This window comes from Saccharothrix sp. CB00851, from assembly GCF_001905065.1.
Classification (GTDB): domain Bacteria; phylum Actinomycetota; class Actinomycetes; order Mycobacteriales; family Pseudonocardiaceae; genus Actinosynnema.
In genome coordinates this window covers 55,869-73,875 of record NZ_LWLC01000003.1, presented here as the reverse complement: position 1 = coordinate 73,875, position 18,007 = coordinate 55,869, and the positions used below count along the sequence as shown (strand labels likewise).

Sequence of the window (18,007 nt, the reverse complement as noted above, 5' to 3'; positions counted from 1 at the left end):
TGGCGTCGCGGTGTCACCGAGGGGCGACGTCGAGCGAACCGAGGGAGCGCTACCGCATGCAACTCCGCACCAGAGCGCTGGTCCTCGCGCTGGCCGTGGGCACTACGGTGTCCGGCCTCGCGGGAACCAGTACCGCCGCCGCCCGGCAAGCCCAGGAAGCACAGGGCGCCACCCCGATCCAGTGGACCACCTGCGCCGAGGACGTCCTCGCCGAGATCCCCGCCGCGCAGCGCGACAAGGTCACCTGCGCCAACCACCCCGTGCCGCTGGACCACCGCAAGCCCACCGGCGCCAAGATCACCATCGCGCTGATGAAGCGCCCGGCCGACGACCAGGCGAACAAGGTCGGCTCGCTGTTCATCAACCCCGGCGGCCCGGGTGGTGCCGGCCTCATCTACTCCGCCTACGGCAGCTCGTTCTTCCAGCCGGAGGTCATGAACCGGTTCGACCTGATCGGGTTCGACCCGCGCGGCGTCGGGCGCAGTTCGCCGTTGCGCTGCTTCAAGACCCTCGAAGAGGCCAACGAGGTCTTCGGCCGCATGTCCGCCGTCCCGGTCACCCGCACCGAGATCCGCGACACCATGGACGCGACCGAGGACTACACCGACGCGTGCGCGCGCAACGCGGGCCCGCTGCTGAACCACATGTCCACCGAGGCCGTGGCCCGTGACCTCGACCTGCTCCGGCAGGGCGCCGGCGACCGGCAGCTCACGTTCGTCGGCTTCTCCTACGGCACGCTCCTCGGCGCCACCTACGCCAACATCTTCCCGTCCAAGTCCCGCGCCCTCGTCCTGGACGGCAACGTCGACCCGGCGCTGCGCACCTCCAACGGCGCCGAGTACGACCGGCAGCGCGCGCAGGGCTTCGAGCTCGCCCTCGACGCGTTCCTGAAGCGCTGCGACACCGAGGGCGACAAGTGCGCCTACAGCGACGGCAACCCGCGGGCCAAGTTCGACGAGGTGCGCGACCACCTGCGCACCCAGCCGATCACGCTGCCGAACAACCAGGTCGTGACCTACGACGGCTACATCGGCCGGGTCGGCAGTGACCTGTACGCGCCGACCAGGTTCAAGGCGCTGGCCGCGTGGCTGCAGAGCGTCTACGCGGTGCTGCACCCGGGCGCCGCCACGTTCTCGGCGCAGCAGCAGGCCGACCTGCTGCCGCCGCTGGCGAACAAGCACGGCTTGGCGGACGTCCGCGCCGGGCTCACGGGTGACACCGAGTACCTGTACGACGACTCGTACTACGGCGTGAACTGCACGGACAAGCCGTTCGCGCGCGTGCCGCAGCTGTTCCCCGTGCTGGCCGCGAAGTGGGAACGGGAGTCGCCCACGTTCGGCCGCTCGCAGGCCGCGTCCGACCTGCTCACCTGCGCGACCTGGCCGGTGCCCCGCCCGGACCGCTGGGACGGGCCGTGGCACCGACGCACGCCGAACCCGATCGTCGTGGTGGGCAACTACTACGACCCGGCCACGCAGTACGAGTTCAGCAAGCGCATGGTCCGCCAGCTCGGCAACGCCCGGCTGCTCAGCGTGGACGCGTTCGGGCACTGCATCCTCGGTGACAGCGCCGGGGTGGACACCGCGGTGACCGACTACCTGGTCGACCTCAAGGCCCCGGCGGGCGGTCAGGTGTTCCAGCCCAACGCCCAGCCGTTCTAGTGGCACCGGGTGCGGCCGTGGCGAAGGCGACGGCCGCACCCGCCAGGACGACCAGCTCCGTCTGCACGGGCATGGTGCGCAACCAGGTGAGACCCAGGTAGACGACGGCGGTGAGCAGCATGATCGGGCTCCGGCGCCGCCACGACCACACCGCCAGCCCGACCGCGACGACGAACGCCAGGAACAGCTCGTCGTAGTCGGTCCACGGGCCGACCGCCACGGCGATGGACACCCCTTCGAGCCCGCCGCTCTGGTTCCGCCCGCCGGGCGCGTTCGCGAGCATCGCGGGCAGTTCCGGCGCCAGGAACACCCGGTCCACCACCGGCCACACCACCAGACCGGTGCCGACCAGCAGCAACGGGTACCAGGCGCCGGGACGGCGGGTGCTCAGGTCGTAGGCCGCGAGCACCACCGCCGCGACCACCAGCGCGAGCGTGCTGTAGTGCCACAACGTGCCGAGCAGCCCGACGATCGCCACCACGTGCCACGGCCGGACCCGGTCGACCCTGGTGTGCGCGAGCACCGCACCGGCCACGACCACCAGTTCCGGGTGCGGCGGGAAGCCGAACGGGGGCAGCGTCGTGAGCGGCGCGTAGGCGAACCAGCCGAACTCCTCGGCCGGCTCCTGCCGGAAGTACCAGACCGCGGCCAGGTATCCCAGCGCCGTGACGGCGACGACGTAACTGCGCGCACGCCACGCCCAGATCCCCAGTCCGACGGCGACCACCAGGCCGAACAGGAACTGCCACAGGTCGAACGCGGGCCAGTACCACGTACCAAACCAGGCCACCGCGAACGCCGTCGAACCCGTCACCAGCAACGGGAACCAGGCGCCGGGCCGCTCGGCGTGCACCTCGCGTGCCTTCACCAACAACCCGGCGATCACCAGCGGGAGCGTGACGTCCAGCGGCGGACCGTCCTCCCACAGCGGGAGGACGAGCCCGACCAACACCGGTAACACCCACACGACGGCCCCCATAAGGGCGCCACCCTAGCGGCCCTCCGCCAGGCCGAACCGGGTGTGTGCCCGGCGCAGCCACCCCGGCGCCCACCAGTTGGCGCGACCGGCCAGTCGCATCAACGCGGGCACCAGCACGGCGCGCACGAACGTCGCGTCCACCAGGATCGCCACCGCCATGCCCGCGCCCAGCATCTGCAGGTACATCACGCTGCCGGTGGTGTACGCGGCGAACGACAGGGCCAGGATGGCGGCGGCGGCCGTGATCAGCGGCGCGCTGCGCTGGATCCCGGTGGTGACGGCGGAGCGCTCGTCGCCGGTGCGCGCGTACTCCTCGGCGATCCGCGACACCATGAACACCTCGTAGTCCATGGACAGGCCGTACGCGATGCAGAACATCAGGATCGGGATGCTCGGCTCGACCGTGCCGGTGGGCGTGAAGCCGAACACGTGCGCCAGGTTGCCGTCCTGGAAGCCCCACACCACCACGCCGAACATCACCGCGAGGCTGAGCAGGTTCAGCGCGGTCGCCTTCAGCGGCAGCAGCACGCTGCCGGTCATCAGGAACAGCAGCACGAACGTGACCGCCAGGATCAGGCCGACCACCAGCGGCACCCGGTCGGTGAGGGCGTCGCGGAAGTCCGCCAGCTCGGCCGGGTAGAGCTGGCGCACCTGCCGCTGGACGAGCTGATCGACCGGATGGCGGGGCCGATGATCGAGGTGAACCTGGCGAACCCCGGCTTCAAGGCCCTGTTCGGCCGCTCCGACATGCCCGAGCAGCTGGCCGCGCCGACCCGAGCCGTGCACGCCGCGGTGTTCGGGCGCATCGACGCGGTCCTGGCCGCACGTCGCCCGGACCTGCCCGACGCCGACCGCGCCCGCACCGCACAGGTGACGATGCGGCTGTTCGGCGGGCTGATCCCGATGATCGTCTCGGCCGACGAGGACGAGCGGCCGGCGTTGGCGGCGGAGCTGAAGAAGGTGCTGCTCGGCTACCTGGGCCCGATCGTGGGGTGAGGGGCGTCCCGGTCGGAACGCCCCTCACGGTCGGATCCGCTTACTTCGGCGGCGGCGGGACCAGGCAGCTCACCGGAGCCGACTGGTTGCCCGACGCGTCCACGCCGTAGACGAGGGCGTCGCCGTTGAGCGTGATGCGCCAGTCGATGTCACCGACACCGGGCTTCTGGTTCGGCGTCGCACCCGGCGCCTGCACCAGCTTGATCTTCGTGCCGGTCGGGAAACCGCCGAAGACGGCGGAGCTGGCCGAGTCGGAGACGAAGAGCTGCGGGTTCGGGTCGACCGCGTCGGTCGCGGTCAGCACGAAGAACCCGTCCTCGTTGTCGGCCGGCGGGACGTTGCCGCCGCCGGGGTTGTTGGTCGGCTGGCACGTGACGACCGGGGGAGTGGTGTCGACCCAGTCCTTCAGCACGTCGTCGCACAGCTGGTGACCCGCCGCGTGGGTGAAGCAGCCGCGGATCGAGTCCTGGCCGAGGCCCGCGAGCCCCTGCGTGGCCGGGTAGGTGAAGTCGACCGTGCCCGTGCCGGAGGTGCCCCCGTTGCCCGTACCGCCCGCGTTCGGGCCGCTGAGGATCGAGAAGTCGACCGGGACGTTCGCCACCGGGTCACCGAAGTCGTCGGTGACGGTCGCGGTCACGGTGTGCGTCTGGCCGGGCGTGCCCAGCTCGTTGGTCTCCTGCTCCGGCTCCACGTCGATGGCCGCGGCGCAGCCGCGCACGTTCACCGTCGGGTTGCCGAACGTCACGACGTGGCCCTCGGCGTCGGTGTAGGCGACGGTCGGGTTGACCGCGAGCGCGCCGCCACCGGCGGACGGGAAATGGGTCGCGGTGAACGTCAGGGTCACCGTCTCGGTGCCCAGCTCGGCCATGGTCCAGGTGAGCTGGTTGCCGTTCTGGGCGACCGAGCCCTTGGACACCGCCGCGCCGCTGACCGAGAACTGCGGCGCCACCGTGTCGACCACGGTCACGTTCGTCGCCGCGGGCACCACGATGGCCGCGCCGATCGCCTCGAAGACCTCTTGGAGCTGCGCGGCGGTCGGTGCCTGGTAGTAGTGCGTGGAGTCGGGATCGGTGGTCCAGTCCCGGATCTCGTTCGCGTCCACGGAGCCGAGGCCGATGCCGAAGATCTCGGTGCCGGCGTTGCGCGCCGCCTCGGCGGCCGGGCTCGCGTCGGGGCCGACGGTCGTCTGGCCGTCGGTCATGATGACCATGATCTTCTCGTTGGTCGGCTCCGAGCCTGCGAGCTGCGATTGGCCGGTGGTGATGGCCGCGGAGTGGTTCGTGCCGCCGGACGCGACGAGCGCGTCGATGGCGGACTTGGCGGCGTTCGCGTCGGACGAGAGCGGGGTGTCGACGGAGGCGCCGTCGGCGAAGCTGACCACGCCGATGCGGCTGCCGTTGGCCACGACGCCGTTCAGCGAGCCGTCGGTGGCCTCGTCGATGATGTCCACGAAGGACTTGGCGGCGGTCTTGAGGTCACCGATGGCGCCCTGCATGCTGCCGGAGCGGTCGAGGACCAGTTCGATGTCGACGGGGTTGCCGGCGATGCCGGTCTCGGCGTCGAGCGTCACGGTGACCGGGACGGACCCGCCGCAGGTGATGTCGGTGGCCCCCAGGGTCTTGGCACCGTTGACGGTGCCGCCCGCGGCTGCCGCCCCGGTGGTCGTGGCCAGTGGTGCCGCGAGTGCGGCCAACAGGATCGCGGTCACGCCGCAAGCCCGTCTTCGGGTGTTCTTGTGCATTTCGGTTCGCACCTCCTCGTGCGCGCCGACCAGACGTGAAGTCCCCTCTGGATTCACGTAGCGCATTCCGGTAGAGCCGGTTGAGTCAGTCCCCGAACAGGTGCGGACCAGCGAAGATCCGACCGAGTGACGTTCCGTGCGAGTCGGATGCGTCGGCAGGAAGAGGTTAAACGCGAATTTCACCACGGAGCAATCGGTTCACCCGATCGGGTTAAAAAGAATCATCGGTCGTTTTCGATCTGCGGATCGTTACGGGCGAAATTGAAATTGTGACGACAATGCGGCGACGACGCGTCCTCACCAGCCCGCGCCGTGCCTGAGCCCTGCGGCACGGGTCCGCTGAACGGCGACAGGGCCGCCCACCGCGGAGGTGGACGGCCCTGTCACGCGTTAACGACTAGCTGCGCACCATCTTGCGCAGCACGTACTGCATGATGCCGCCGTTGCGGTAGTAGTCGGCCTCGCCCGGCGTGTCGATGCGGACCACCGCGTCGAACTCCACCTTCGAGCCGTCGGCCTTCGTCGCCACCACGTGCACCGTGCGCGGCGTCTCGCCGTCGTTCAGCGCGGTGATGCCGGTGAAGTCGAAGGTCTCCGTGCCGTCCAGGCCCAGCTCCGCCGCCGACGAGCCGTCGGGGAACTGCAGCGGAAGGACGCCCATGCCGATCAGGTTCGACCGGTGGATGCGCTCGAACGACTCGGCGATCACGGCGCGCACGCCGAGCAGCGAGGTGCCCTTCGCGGCCCAGTCGCGCGACGAGCCCGAGCCGTACTCCTTGCCCGCCAGCACGACCAGCGGCACACCGGCCGCCGCGTACGCCTCGGACGCGTCGTAGATCGTGGTCTGCGGCGCGCCCTCCTCCAGGAAGTTGCGGGTGAACCCGCCCTGCACGTCGTCGAGCAGCAGGTTGCGCAGCCGGATGTTGGCGAACGTGCCCCGGATCATCACCTCGTGGTTGCCCCGCCGGGAACCGTAGGAGTTGAAGTCCTTGCGCTCGACGCCGTGCTCGGTCAGGTACTTGCCCGCGGGCGAGTCGGCCTTGATCGCACCGGCCGGCGAGATGTGGTCCGTGGTCACGGAGTCGCCCAGCAGCGCCAGCACGCGCGCGCCGCTGATCTCCGTCACCGGGGCCGGCTCCATCTGCATGCCCTCGAAGTACGGGGGCTTGCGCACGTAGGTCGACTGCGCGTCCCACTCGAACGTCTTGCCGGTCGGCGTGGGCAGCGACTGCCACCGCTCGTCACCCGCGAACACGTCCGCGTAGCCCTTGGTGAAGCCCTCCGGCGAGATCGCCGACGCGACCACCTCGGAGATCTCCTGCGGCGACGGCCAGATGTCGGCCAGGTACACAGGCTTGCCCTCGGCGTCGGTGCCCAGCGGCTCGGTGGTGATGTCCTTGTCCATCGAACCGGCCAGCGCGTACGCCACCACCAGCGGCGGGGACGCGAGGTAGTTCATCTTGATGTCCGGGTTGATCCGGCCCTCGAAGTTCCGGTTGCCCGACAGCACCGACACCGCCGCCAGGTCGCCCTGGTTGATGCCCGCCGAGATCTCCTCCTGCAACGGGCCCGAGTTGCCGATGCACGTGGTGCAGCCGTAGCCGACCAGGTGGAAGCCCAGCTTCTCCAGGTACGGCAGCAGCCCGGCGCGCTCGTAGTAGTCCATGACGACCTTGGAGCCGGGCGCGAGGGTCGTCTTGACCCACGGCTTGCGCTCCAGGCCCTTCTCCACGGCCTTCTTCGCCAGCAGCGCCGCGCCCAGCATCACCGACGGGTTGGACGTGTTGGTGCACGACGTGATCGCCGCGATCGCCACCGCGCCGTGGTCCAGCTCGAACTCCGCGCCGTCCACGGTCACCTGCACCGGGTTGGACGGCCTGCCCTCCGCGCCCTCGGCCGCGGTGTGGAACACGCGCGGCTTGCCGCCCTCGTCGCCGTTGCTCAGCGCGGGCGAGTCACTGGCCGGGAACGACTCCTCGGACGCCTCGTCCACCGGCGAGTTCGCCACGCCGTCGGTGTGCGCGACGTAGGCGCCCAGCGCCTGCCGGAACGCCTCCTTGGCGTCGGTCAGCTCGATGCGGTCCTGCGGGCGCTTGGGGCCGGCGATCGACGGCACCACCGTCGACAGGTCCAGCTCCAGCGTCTGGGAGTACACCGGCTCGGCGGCCGGGTCGTGCCACAGGCCCTGCTCCTTGGCGTAGGCCTCGACCAGCGCCAGCTGCTCGGCGGAACGGCCGGTCAGCTTCAGGTAGTCGATGGTCTCGCCGTCGATCGGGAAGATCGCGCAGGTCGAGCCGAACTCCGGGCTCATGTTGCCGATGGTGGCGCGGTTGGCCAGCGGCACCGCGCCGACGCCCGAGCCGTAGAACTCGACGAACTTGCCGACCACGCCGTGCTTGCGCAGCATCTCGGTGATCGTGAGCACCAGGTCGGTGGCGGTCGCGCCGGCGGGCAGCTCGCCGTGCAGCTTGAAGCCGACCACGCGCGGGATCAGCATGGACACCGGCTGGCCGAGCATGGCGGCCTCGGCCTCGATGCCGCCGACGCCCCAGCCGAGCACGCCGATGCCGTTGACCATCGTCGTGTGGCTGTCGGTACCGACCAGCGTGTCCGGGTACGCCTGCCCGTTGCGGACCATCACCACGCGCGCCAGGTGCTCGATGTTCACCTGGTGCACGATGCCGGTGCCCGGCGGGACGACCTTGAACTCGTCGAACGCGGTCTGGCCCCAGCGCAGGAACTGGTAGCGCTCCTTGTTGCGCTGGTACTCCAGGTCCACGTTCAGCTCGAACGCGTCCGGCCTGCCGAAGATGTCGGCGATCACCGAGTGGTCGATGACCAGCTCGGCCGGCGCCAGCGGGTTGACCTTGGTCGGGTCGCCGCCCAGCTGGGTCACCGCCTCGCGCATGGTGGCGAGGTCGACCACGCACGGCACGCCGGTGAAGTCCTGCATCACCACGCGGGCGGGCGTGAACTGGATCTCGGTGTCCGGCTCGGCCGACGGATCCCAGCTGCCCAGCGCGCGCACGTGGTCGGCGGTGATGTTCGCGCCGTCCTCGGTCCGCAGCAGGTTCTCCAGCAGGATCTTCAAGCTGTACGGCAGGCGCTCGGCGCCCTCGACCGCGCTCAGCCGGAACACCTCGTACGAGGCGTCGCCGACGGTGAGCGTGCCGCGGGCGCCGAAGCTGTCCTTGCTCGCTGGTGCAGTCACGTGAAACTCCATCTGGTGACGCGCAAAGTCGGTTGGGGAACTACTGCTGAGTCTCCCGCACCCGCGGGTGCGATGCCCTCTCACCCCAAACAGTACGCGTGTCCTGTATTCCGCTTCAACCCGGCCCTACCTTGGTCGGGGCATCATCACACCCGTGGTGCGTCTTGATCGAATCGGCAAGCGCTACGGCCGCGGCCCGTGGGTGCTGCGGGACGTCTCGCTCGCCGTCGAACCCGGTGAAGTGGTCGTGCTGCGGGGCGGCAACGGCGCGGGGAAGTCGACGTTGCTGCGGATCGCGGCGGGCGTGACGGCGCCGACGAACGGCCGGGTGAGCCGCGGCACGTCGGTCGGGTACGCCCCCGAGCGGTTCCCGACCGGGGTGAAGCTGTCCGCCCGCGACTACCTGCGCCACCTCGCCGCCGTGCGCGGTGTGCCGGTGCGGTGGGAGCTGACCGAGGCGCTGGGGTTCGTCGGCGACCCGGACGCGCCCATGGCCACCCTGTCGAAGGGCAACGCGCAGAAGGTCGCGCTGGCCCAGGCGCTGCACGCGACCGACCTGCTGGTGCTGGACGAGCCGTGGTCCGGCTTGGACGCCGCCGCGGGTGCCGTGCTCGGCGAGCTGGTGAAGTCGTCGCGGGCCGCCGTCGTGCTGACCGATCACCACGGGCACGACCTGCCGGGCGCCCGTGAGGTGGCGCTCGGCGCGGCCCGACCCGGTGGTGTGGTGATCGAACTGGACCGGGTGGGGGAGGCGTTCTCGCTGATCAGTGCGCTGGAAGGGGTGTTCGCGGCGCACGAGGTCGGCGGTGGCGCGCGAGTCGAGGTGCGGGCCGGTTTCAGCGACGGCGTGCTGGCCGAGGCGCTGCGGCTGGGCTGTTCGGTGCGGAGCGTGCGGTCGTGACGGCGCTGGTGCGGTACCTGCTGGTGGACGTGCTGCGCACGCAGCGCTGGCTGCCGCCGTCACTGGTGTTCGCGGCCGTGCTCGGGATGCTCTACGCCTCCGACGCCGGCCCGCCGCTGCCCGCCTACGCCGGGACGTGCGTGCTGGTCTACCCCGTGTCGGCGTGGCTGACGGTGGTCATCGCGACCGCCGAGGACCCGGTGCGCCGGACGATCACCGTGGTCACGGCGGGTGGTTGGGCGCGTGCGCAGGCCGCCGTGGCCACGCTGTCGGTGGTGGCGGCGTTGGCCGTGGCGCTCATCGCCACCGTGGTGCCGGTGGTGACGCAACCCCGCCCGTACCCGCCCGGCACGGTGGCGCAGGGCTTCGCGGCGCTGGCGGTGTGCGCGCTGGTCGGCGTCGGCGTCGGCCTGCTGTGCGGCCGTCCGGTGATCACGCAGGCCGGCTGGTCCGTCCTCGCCGCGACCGCGCTGGTCGTGCTGGTGTTCCTGTTCGGCCGCACCCCTCCGGTGGGCAACGTGCTGTGGGCGCTGTCCCACGGCGATGGCGTCACGTCGGCGTTGGCGGTCTCGGGCGTGGTCGCGGTGCTGTTCGTGGCCGGCGCGACGTGGCTGGGCACGGCACTGGGCCCCCGCCGCGGCTAGTGTCGCCGGTCGCGGCGGGGGCGGCGGTGAGCGAGTGCGGCCAGCCGGTCCACGACTTCGGCGAGCGTCGCCCGGGTGTCGATCTCCACGGTCGCCGACGCCCGGAGCAGGGGCTCGACCTCGGCCTTGTCCGCGATGACCCGTGCGCGTTCCCCGGCGGTCTTGCCGAACGGGTTGGTGTCGCGGCCGGCGATGCGGTCCAGCATCACCGCCAGAGGCGCGCTGAGCAGGACCACTTCGTCGAACCGGTGGCGGAACCGGCCCTGGTTCCACACCGTGCCGGCGATGAACAGCGGTCGACCCGAACGCTCGTGCTCCGCGATCAGCGCGTCGACCAGGTCCTCGCGCCACTGCCGCTCCACACCGTCGCCGACGGGCACGTGCTCGACCCAGTCGCCGAAGTCGGTGTCCACGACCCGGTAGCCCCGCCGCGCCAACCGGCCCAACGCGGTCGACTTGCCCGTGCCGGACATGCCGGTCACCAGGATCACCGCCACGGGCTCGACCCCCCGGAATTGTCGTACCCTGCCGGCAAATAAAAGCAGGGGTCCCCTTGGCGAGGACCCCTGCGCAGCACGGTCGCGTGCCGGTCGTGCTCGTCGAGCTACTTGATCGCCTTGATCAGCTCGTCGATGTCCTTCGGCTCCAAGCCGCGCATCAGCGTCAGGAACAGCTCGCTGTACGTGCGGATCGGGCTGACGTACCACTTGCCGTCGACCTCGGTGGCGACCACGCCGATGCCGTCCTTCAGCACCTGCGCGCCGACGCGGGCGATCACGTCGACCGCGGCGGACGGGATGTCGCCGCCGCCCTGCTGCTCGACCAGCTGCGTGATCTCGTCCGCGCACAGCCGCTGCGACTGGCCCTGGACCTTGGCGCTGTAGCAGTCGCCGTCCCGGCTGATCTCGACCGTCTCGCCCTCGGCCTCGATGACCAGCTTGCGGATGGTGAGCAGCGAGCCGCCCGAGACGTCCTTCGAGTCGGTCTCCAGCTCGATCAGCTTCGCGCCCGAGGCGGGCGTCTTGCCGATCTGGTCCAGGATGACCGGGCCGACGTCCTGCAGCACGCCCATCTCGTCCGGCGGCAGCAGGGCGATGACGCCCTCGATGTCACCGTCGAGCGCCTTCTCGACCATCTGCTTCGCGGCGTCGTTCGCCGTGCCCGCACCGGCCGGCGCGATGCCCTTGGCGGGCCACTTGAGGTCTTCCTCCTCCAGCGCGGCGTGCGCGATGGTGTAGAAGAGGCTCGGGTACCACTCGTCGCCGACCTTGATGGTGGCGATGCCGATCGGCTTGCCGCCCCGGTCGGCCTTCTCCTTGGCGAAGTCCAGCGTCTCGGTCTCGCTGGCCTGCTTCTGCAGGTCGGCACCGAGCGCGTCGACCAGCTTGTCGGTCAACGGGATCTGCTTGACGTCCGAGGTGATCGTGATCTTGCCCTCGACCACCTTGTTGATCGTCAGGCGGTCGTTGACCTTCTCCGCGGCGGCGTCGTCGAACTTGATGCCCTCGCTCTTGATCTGGACGCCGGTGACCTTGTTCGGGTCGGCCTCGGGCTTGAGGATCTCCAGCCGCTTGGCCTCGCTGACCGTGGCCTCGGTGTAGTCCTTGCTCAGCTTGGCCTCGGCGGGCGCCAGCCCGTTCATGATGCCCAGCACATCACCGCTGCCCAGCGCGCTGAGCAGGTTGTTCGCCGCGGTGGACGGGCTCTCGGAGCCGGCGGCGACGTCGTCGGAGCTGCGCAGCGCCCACACCGTGGCGACCGTGCCCGCGGCGAGCGCGAGGACGGCGACGACCGCGGTGATGACCAGGCCGGTGCGCTTCTTCTTCGGCGGCTCACCACCCGCGAAGCCTTGCGGCGGCTGACCGTAGGGCTGGCCGAACTCCTGCCCGTAGCCGGGCTGCTGGGGCTGCGGGAAGCCCTGCGGTCCGGTCTGCGGGTAACCCTGCTGCGGCTGCGGGCCGGTCTGCGGGTAGCCGCCCTGCTGCGGGTAACCACCCTGCTGCGGGTAACCGCCCGGCTGGCCCTGCTGCGGGTAACCCCCCTGCGGCTGGCCGTACGGGTTGTTCTGCGGTGGCCATTCGCCTCCGCCGCCACCTGGGTACGTCACGGTGCTCCTCCTGGAGTGCTGACAGCTGTGCGGGATCTCGCGGTGAGCACGGTGATCGCCCCGGCGACCCCCAGCACAGCACCACCGAGGGTGGCCACCGGTCCGGTCAGGCTGATCCCGACCAGTGCCGCCTCGTTGCCCCCTTGGACGGCGGCAAGTGCCGCCACCGTTCCCGCAATCGTGCCAAACACTAGTGCGAAACATGCCGCGATCCGGTGAAAACCCACCAACCAAAGCACCACACAGCACACCGCCAACGGGGTGAGTGCCACCCACGTCCCGCGCACCACCTCGCCCGGCACACCGTCCAACCCGGCGAAACCACGCAGAGCGAGCACCTCGTAACTGGTCCTGGTGACCGTTCCGGAGCGCAGCCACGGCAGGAAGAAACCCACCACCGCCGTGACCAAACCGATAACTCCGAGCGCCGCGCCCGTCCGTCGTCTGGTGGTCGACGCCGCCGACGGTCGTCTCATGGTCGGCCCCGCCGACGTGTCCCGCGCATGCCGACATGCTCTCAGGCGTGTGGGACGGTGGTGGCATGAGTGCACGGGACGTGATGGCGCTCGCCCGGCGGATCACCGCGCTCACCGGCGCGGGCCTGTCGATCGAGTCGGGCGTGGTGCGGTTCCGGTTCGACGCGACGGCGTTCCTGACGTCGGCACGGGTGCGGCGCGAGGCGTGGGAGTCCTGGCTGGACGATCCCCTGTGGACGGCCGAGCCGAACGCCGCGCACCGCGCGCTGGCGGGGCTGCAGCGGGCGGGGCGGGTGCGGTCGGTGCTGACGCAGAACGTCGACGGGCTGCACCAGCGGGCCGGGTCGACGGTGCTGGAGCTGCACGGGTCGATGTCGCGTGTGGTGTGCGTCTCATGCGACCGCTCGACCGCGATGCGCGACGCCCTGGCGCGGGTGCGCGGTGGTGAGGTCCCGCCGGACTGCACGGTATGCGGCGGTGTGCTGCGGCCGGCCGCGGTGGCGTTCGGCGAGCCCGTGCACGACGACGTGCTGCGCGCGGCGCGGATGGCGGTGCTGGACTGCGACGTGATGCTGGTGGCCGGGACGTCGCTCACCGTGGACCCCGCCGCGCGACTGGTGCCGCTGGCGGCGAAGGCCGGCGCGGCGGTGGTGATCTGCAACCTAACCCCGACGCCGTACGACGCGCTCGCGGCGGCCGTGGTGCGCGAGCCGGCCGCGTCGGCGCTGCCGGAACTGGCCGCGGTGCCCGTGGTGGCGAGGGGGCCGATCCGCACGTGGGGCGACCCGAGCACCTGGTGACCATCACCCATCCGTGACGCGCAACTACCCGTTCGTGGGCTCGGTGCGATGCCAGGGTGACCACATGGGGAATCAGCAGTCACCGATCAACCTGCGTGACGCGGTGGTGGTGCCACGGCTGGCGGGCGAACTGGACGTGCGGTGGCGAGCCGACCAGTTCAGCGCCCAGGAGGAGGGCCACGGCTGGCGGTTCCGCCGCGGGGCGAGCAGGTGGTGTGCCTGGGAGGCGCCGAGTTCCGGCTCGACAACCTGCACTTCCACCGGCCGAGCGAGCATTGGGTGCGCGGCCGGTCGCGGGGTGCGGAGATGCACGCCGTCCACCTGCGCGCGGACGACGTGCTGCGGGCGTGCGTGGTGGCGGTGTTCGTCGACCTCGGTGAACCGGGTCCGTCCGAGGCCAAGCCACCCGGCGGCATCGACCTGCCCGCGCTCTTCCCGGGCGGCGGCTTCCACCGCTACGAGGGCTCGCTGACCACGGGCGACTTCGACGAGATCGTGAGCTGGGTGGTGATGAACGACCCGGTCCAGGTGGAGGACCCGGCCCTGCGCGCCTTCGTGCGCACCCACGCCGACCACCCGCGGCCCGTGCAGCCGGTGAACCGGAGGTTCGTGCTGACGACGGGGTGACGCTGCCCGGCGTTCGGCGGGGTGCCTCGCGGTACTGGCCGGGGCGCGGGCGGGGAAATAAGGTCACCTCGTATGCGCGTACCCCTGACTGTCGCCGATTTCCTCTACCGGGCGGAGCAGGTCTTCGCCGACACCACGGCCTGCGTGGACGAGCCCGGCCAGCCCGCCGCACCCGTGCCGACGACCACCTACGGCGAGTTCGCCACCCGCGTCCGCGCCTGGCAGGCCGGGTTCGACGCGCTCGGCCTCGGCGAAGGTGAACGGGTGGCCGTGGTCAGCCACAACTCGGCCCGGCTGCTCGAACTGCTGCACGCCGTGCCCGCCACGGGCCGCATCGCGGTGCCGGTGAACTTCCGGCTCCGGCCGGACGAGGTGTCCTACATCGTCGAGCACAGCGGCGCGTCCGTGCTGCTGGTGGACCCCGAACTGGAACTGGACGGCGTCACCGCGCGGCACCGGTTCGTGCTCGGCGAGCAGACCGAGACCGAGCTGATGCGCTTCGACACCGAGCCGCGACCCTGGAGCGAGCCCGACGAGGACGCCACCGCCACGATCAACTACACCTCCGGCACGACCGCCCGGCCCAAGGGCGTCCAGATGACCCACCGCAACATCTGGATCAACGCGGTCACGTTCGCCATGCACGCCCGCGCGTGGGAGCGCGACGTCTACATGCACGTGCTGCCGATGTTCCACTGCAACGGCTGGGGCATGCCGTACGGCCTGGCCGGGCTCGGCGTGCCGCAGGTCGTGCTGCGCAAGGTCGACGGCACGGAGATCCTCAACCGGGTCCGCGACCACGGCGTCACGCTGATGTGCGGCGCGCCTGCCGTGTGGAACGCCGTGCTCGACGCGGCCCAGGACTGGGACGGCGAGATCCCCGGCCGCGACCGCGTCCGGATCATCTGCGCGGGCGCGCCACCGCCCAGCCGCACCATCGCCCGCGTCGGAGAGGAGCTGGGCTGGGAGTTCCTGCAGCTCTACGGCCTGACCGAGACCTCGCCGCTGCTCACGTTCAACCGCACCCGCCCGGCCGACGACGCGCTGCCGCCGCAGGAACGGGCGCGCAAGCTGTCCCGGGCGGGCGCACCGGGGCTGGGCGTGCGGCTGAAGGTGTCCGAGAGCGGCGAGGTGCTGGCCCGCGGCAACGTCGTCATGGCCGGCTACTGGGAGAACCCGGAGGCCGGCGCCGAGGCGCTGGAGGGCGGCTGGTTCCACACCGGCGACGGCGGCGAGCTGGACGACGAGGGCCACCTGACCATCTCCGACCGCAAGAAGGACGTGATCATCACCGGCGGCGAGAACGTGTCGTCGATCGAGGTGGAGGACGCCCTGTTCGGCCACCCCGCGGTCGCCGAGGCGGCGGTCATCGGCGTGCCGCACGAGAAGTGGGGCGAGACGATCAAGGCGCTGGTCGTGCGGGCCGAGGGCGCGGAGGTGACGGAGGCGGAGCTGATCGCGCACTGCAAGGCCAGGCTCGCCGGTTACAAGGCGCCCACGTCGGTCGAGTTCCGCGACGCCATCCCGCGCACCGCCACCGGCAAGGTGCAGAAGTTCAAGTTGCGCGAGCCGTACTGGGCCGACCTCGACCGCAAGGTCAACTGACGGTGATCGTGTCACCCACCTGAGGGTGTTCCGCTGTGTCTGCTGTGACCCATGTGGCTGATGTTCAGGCCGCGTCGGTTGGAAACGGTGAGGTGGGAGTGGCAGAGTCGGCCTGTGCGGGGCCGTTCGGCGTAACGCCGTTCGGCCGAGTGCGCGGGGAGGGCGGCAGTCGTGGCTCGATGGGTGATCCCGGTCGTGATCGCGTTGACCAGCGCAGTGGCCCTGGGTGGTGCGGCGCACGCCGTGCCACCACCCCCGCCCAACCCCAGCGACGCCGAGATCAGCGCCGGACGGCAGCAGGCCGACACCAAGGCCGCCCACGTCGGTGAGCTGACCGGTCGGCTCACCGACGCCGAGGCGCGGCTGCGCGAGCTCACCGACGACGTCGCGTTCAAGCTGGAGCTCGCGAACAAGGCGCGGGTCGACCTGGAGGCCGCCCAGGGCGAGGCCGACCGGGCGCGCCGGGACGCGGACGCGGCACGGGTCGAGGCCGAGGCCGCCGGCCGGGCCGTCGAGGACGCCCGCGTGCGGCTGGACGAGTTCGCCGGCGCGAGCTTCCAGCGGGGCAGCGTGGTCGGCTCGGTCTCGGCGTACTTCGGCGCGACCAGCCCGGAAGACCTCCTCGCCCGTGCGCAGCTGTTGCAGGCCGTCAGCGAGTCGAGCCTCGACGCGCTGGACGACGTCGAGCGCAGCCGGGCCGAGCAGGCGAACAAGGACTCGGCCGCGCGAGCCGCGCTCGACCTGGCCGACCGCAAGCAGGCCGCCGCCGACCAGGCCAAGCGGGACGCCGACGCGGCGCAGGCCACCGCCGTGCAGGCACAGCAGGGCCAGGCCGCCGCCGCGCGGAGCATCCAGGACGACAAGACCCGCGTCGAAGCCGAACTCGACCAAGCGCTGCAGGCAGTCGAAGGGCTGGAGGGCCGGCGCGCCCAGTACGACCAGTGGCTGGACGACAAGCGCCGCGAGGAGGAGGAAGCCGCCCGCCTGGCCGCCCTCGCCGCCGCGCCGAAACCGCAACCGCAGGCACCTCGGCCGCAACCGGTGACGGCGCCCGCCGGTGTCGGCGTGGAGACCGTCGTCGCTCGGGCCCTGCAGCAGCTGGGCGTGCGGTACTCCTGGGGCGGCGGCAACTACGACGGCCCGACGGTCGGCATCCGCGACGGCGGTGTCGGCGACGCGCACGGCGACTACTACAGCGTCGGCTTCGACTGCTCCGGGCTGATGATGTACGCGTTCGCGGGTGTCGGCATCTACCTGCCGCACTACAGCGGCTACCAGTACCACGCGGGCCGCAAGGTGCCGCTCACCCAGGCGCGGCGCGGCGACATGCTGTTCTGGGGACCGGGCGGCGGCACCCACGTCGCCCTCTACCTCGGCGGCGGCATGATGGTCGAGGCGCCCTTCTCCGGTTCGCACGTCCGCGTCGCCCCGGTCCGGTACAGCGGGATCATGCCGTACGCCACGCGGTTGTTGTAGCGCTTCCTGCGTACGCTGGAGTGGTGACCTGCTTGCTCGTCACTCCTTGGTGGCGCCACCGGCAGCCCGGGGAGGACCTCGAAGCGGTCGACGGTGGTGCGGAGCCGACGCCGATCCTCGACTGGGACCACCCGCTGGTGCGGTCGCTCGCCGCGAGGGTGACACCGTCGCGGGATCCGGTCGCCCGGCTCCGCGCGGCCCACCGACTCGTCACGGACGCGGTCCGACCGGTGTACGCGGTGGACGACGCGCAGCCGATCTCGCGCACCCTGCGGCGGGGACGAGGATCGTGCAGCCAGAGGATGGCGGTGCTCGAAGGTGTCGCGCGCGCCCACGGGATCGCGACGCGCGTGCGGGGACTCGTGGTCGACGGGCGGTTCTGGTACCCGCGGTTCCCCCGGGTGCCGTTCCTCGTGCCGGCGGGGGTTCTCCTGGCGTGGCCGGAGTTCCGGGTGGCGGGGGAGTGGCTGGCGGTCGACGCGCTGTTCGGCGCGCCGGCGGACCTGGCGGCGGGCGGCGGGTCCGGGTTCACCAACGCGGGCGGCGAGACCTTGTTCGACGCCGTCGCGCGCACCGCGGTGGACTGGGACGGTCTGACCTGCTCGCCGGGGGTGCCCTCGGCGTGCGACCTGTCCGCGACCGTGCTCACCGACCTCGGTCGGTTCGCCACCCGTGACGAGCTGTTCGCCCGGCACGGGCAGACGCTCTGCGGCCCGCTGACCACCCTGGCGGACCCCGTCCTGAGCAGGTGGGCGCCACCGGCCGTCGCGGCCCGCTGACACC

At 71.4% G+C, this 18,007-nt stretch carries 16 protein-coding genes; 9 read left to right on the top strand and 7 right to left on the bottom strand.

The window, feature by feature from the left end; all coding sequences use genetic code 11:
* Positions 1-56 precede the first annotated feature (56 nt).
* Positions 57-1,661, top strand: a complete 1,605-nt coding sequence (locus tag A6A25_RS05640) for an alpha/beta hydrolase (RefSeq protein WP_073886699.1) — start codon at positions 57-59, stop codon at positions 1,659-1,661.
* Here A6A25_RS05640 and A6A25_RS05635 read toward each other — a convergent pair.
* Entirely contained in the window at positions 1,609-2,613 is a 1,005-nt protein-coding gene (locus A6A25_RS05635) for a hypothetical protein (protein WP_143192973.1), read from the bottom strand. The genes A6A25_RS05640 and A6A25_RS05635 overlap by 53 nt on opposite strands.
* A 39-nt stretch (positions 2,614-2,652) precedes the next feature.
* Complete coding sequence (locus A6A25_RS05630) at positions 2,653-3,291, bottom strand: MMPL family transporter (protein WP_241828513.1); 639 nt, start codon at positions 3,289-3,291, stop codon at positions 2,653-2,655.
* Here A6A25_RS05630 and A6A25_RS05625 point away from each other — a divergent pair.
* Entirely contained in the window at positions 3,283-3,636 is a 354-nt protein-coding gene (locus tag A6A25_RS05625) for a hypothetical protein (RefSeq protein WP_274534291.1), read from the top strand. The two genes, A6A25_RS05630 and A6A25_RS05625, sit on opposite strands and share 9 nt — an antisense overlap.
* 40 nt (positions 3,637-3,676) lie before the next feature.
* Here A6A25_RS05625 and A6A25_RS05620 read toward each other — a convergent pair whose 3' ends face one another.
* Positions 3,677-5,344, bottom strand: coding sequence for a vWA domain-containing protein (locus A6A25_RS05620; protein ID WP_073886696.1), 1,668 nt, complete (start codon positions 5,342-5,344; stop codon positions 3,677-3,679).
* 430 nt (positions 5,345-5,774) lie between these two features.
* Complete coding sequence (locus A6A25_RS05615) at positions 5,775-8,588, bottom strand: aconitate hydratase (RefSeq protein WP_073886695.1); 2,814 nt, start codon at positions 8,586-8,588, stop codon at positions 5,775-5,777.
* 154 nt (positions 8,589-8,742) lie between these two features.
* On the opposite strand from A6A25_RS05615, the gene A6A25_RS05610 reads away from it, so the two are divergent.
* Entirely contained in the window at positions 8,743-9,489 is a 747-nt protein-coding gene (locus A6A25_RS05610) for an ABC transporter ATP-binding protein (protein WP_073886694.1), read from the top strand.
* Positions 9,486-10,133 carry a hypothetical protein gene (locus tag A6A25_RS05605; protein ID WP_073886693.1) on the top strand — a complete coding sequence of 216 codons (648 nt, stop codon included), beginning with the start codon at positions 9,486-9,488 and terminating at the stop codon, positions 10,131-10,133. The genes A6A25_RS05610 and A6A25_RS05605 overlap by 4 nt, the downstream gene beginning before the upstream one ends.
* Here the strand turns inward: A6A25_RS05605 and A6A25_RS05600 are convergent.
* The 3 genes from A6A25_RS05600 to A6A25_RS05590 form a co-directional block, all read right to left on the bottom strand.
* Positions 10,130-10,630: an AAA family ATPase gene (locus tag A6A25_RS05600; RefSeq protein ID WP_241828511.1), complete on the bottom strand. Its 501-nt coding sequence runs from the start codon at positions 10,628-10,630 to the stop codon at positions 10,130-10,132. The genes A6A25_RS05605 and A6A25_RS05600 overlap by 4 nt on opposite strands.
* A gap of 107 nt (positions 10,631-10,737) precedes the next feature.
* The gene (locus tag A6A25_RS05595) at positions 10,738-12,240 is read right to left on the bottom strand and encodes a hypothetical protein (protein ID WP_083667997.1); all 1,503 of its coding nucleotides are present in this window, start codon (positions 12,238-12,240) and stop codon (positions 10,738-10,740) included.
* Positions 12,237-12,638, bottom strand: a complete 402-nt coding sequence (locus tag A6A25_RS05590; protein ID WP_143192971.1) for a hypothetical protein — start codon at positions 12,636-12,638, stop codon at positions 12,237-12,239. Before A6A25_RS05590 ends, A6A25_RS05595 begins: the two co-directional genes overlap by 4 nt.
* A gap of 143 nt (positions 12,639-12,781) precedes the next feature.
* On the opposite strand from A6A25_RS05590, the gene A6A25_RS05585 reads away from it, so the two are divergent.
* The 5 genes from A6A25_RS05585 (at position 12,782) to A6A25_RS05565 (ending at position 18,003) form a co-directional block, all read left to right on the top strand.
* The gene (locus tag A6A25_RS05585) at positions 12,782-13,516 is read left to right on the top strand and encodes an SIR2 family NAD-dependent protein deacylase (protein WP_073886814.1); all 735 of its coding nucleotides are present in this window, start codon (positions 12,782-12,784) and stop codon (positions 13,514-13,516) included.
* A gap of 210 nt (positions 13,517-13,726) precedes the next feature.
* The gene (locus tag A6A25_RS05580) at positions 13,727-14,143 is read left to right on the top strand and encodes a carbonic anhydrase family protein (protein ID WP_073886691.1); all 417 of its coding nucleotides are present in this window, start codon (positions 13,727-13,729) and stop codon (positions 14,141-14,143) included.
* A gap of 72 nt (positions 14,144-14,215) precedes the next feature.
* Positions 14,216-15,748 (top strand): AMP-binding protein, encoded by a 1,533-nt coding sequence (locus A6A25_RS05575; protein ID WP_073886690.1) that lies wholly within the window; start codon positions 14,216-14,218, stop codon positions 15,746-15,748.
* A 171-nt stretch (positions 15,749-15,919) separates the two neighbouring features.
* Complete coding sequence (locus A6A25_RS05570) at positions 15,920-17,224, top strand: NlpC/P60 family protein (protein WP_073886689.1); 1,305 nt, start codon at positions 15,920-15,922, stop codon at positions 17,222-17,224.
* A 23-nt stretch (positions 17,225-17,247) separates the two neighbouring features.
* Complete coding sequence (locus A6A25_RS05565; RefSeq protein WP_198932579.1) at positions 17,248-18,003, top strand: transglutaminase domain-containing protein; 756 nt, start codon at positions 17,248-17,250, stop codon at positions 18,001-18,003.
* The last annotated feature ends 4 nt before the right edge of the window (positions 18,004-18,007 follow it).

Bases quoted from the DNA above. Each gene is read 5' to 3' on its own strand.
- A6A25_RS05575 (WP_073886690.1), top strand. From the start codon at position 14,216: ATGCGCGTACCCCTGACTGTCGCCGATTTCCTCTACCGGGCGGAGCAG.
- A6A25_RS05640 (WP_073886699.1), top strand. From the start codon at position 57: ATGCAACTCCGCACCAGAGCGCTGGTCCTCGCGCTGGCCGTGGGCACT.
- A6A25_RS05585 (WP_073886814.1), top strand. From the start codon at position 12,782: ATGAGTGCACGGGACGTGATGGCGCTCGCCCGGCGGATCACCGCGCTC.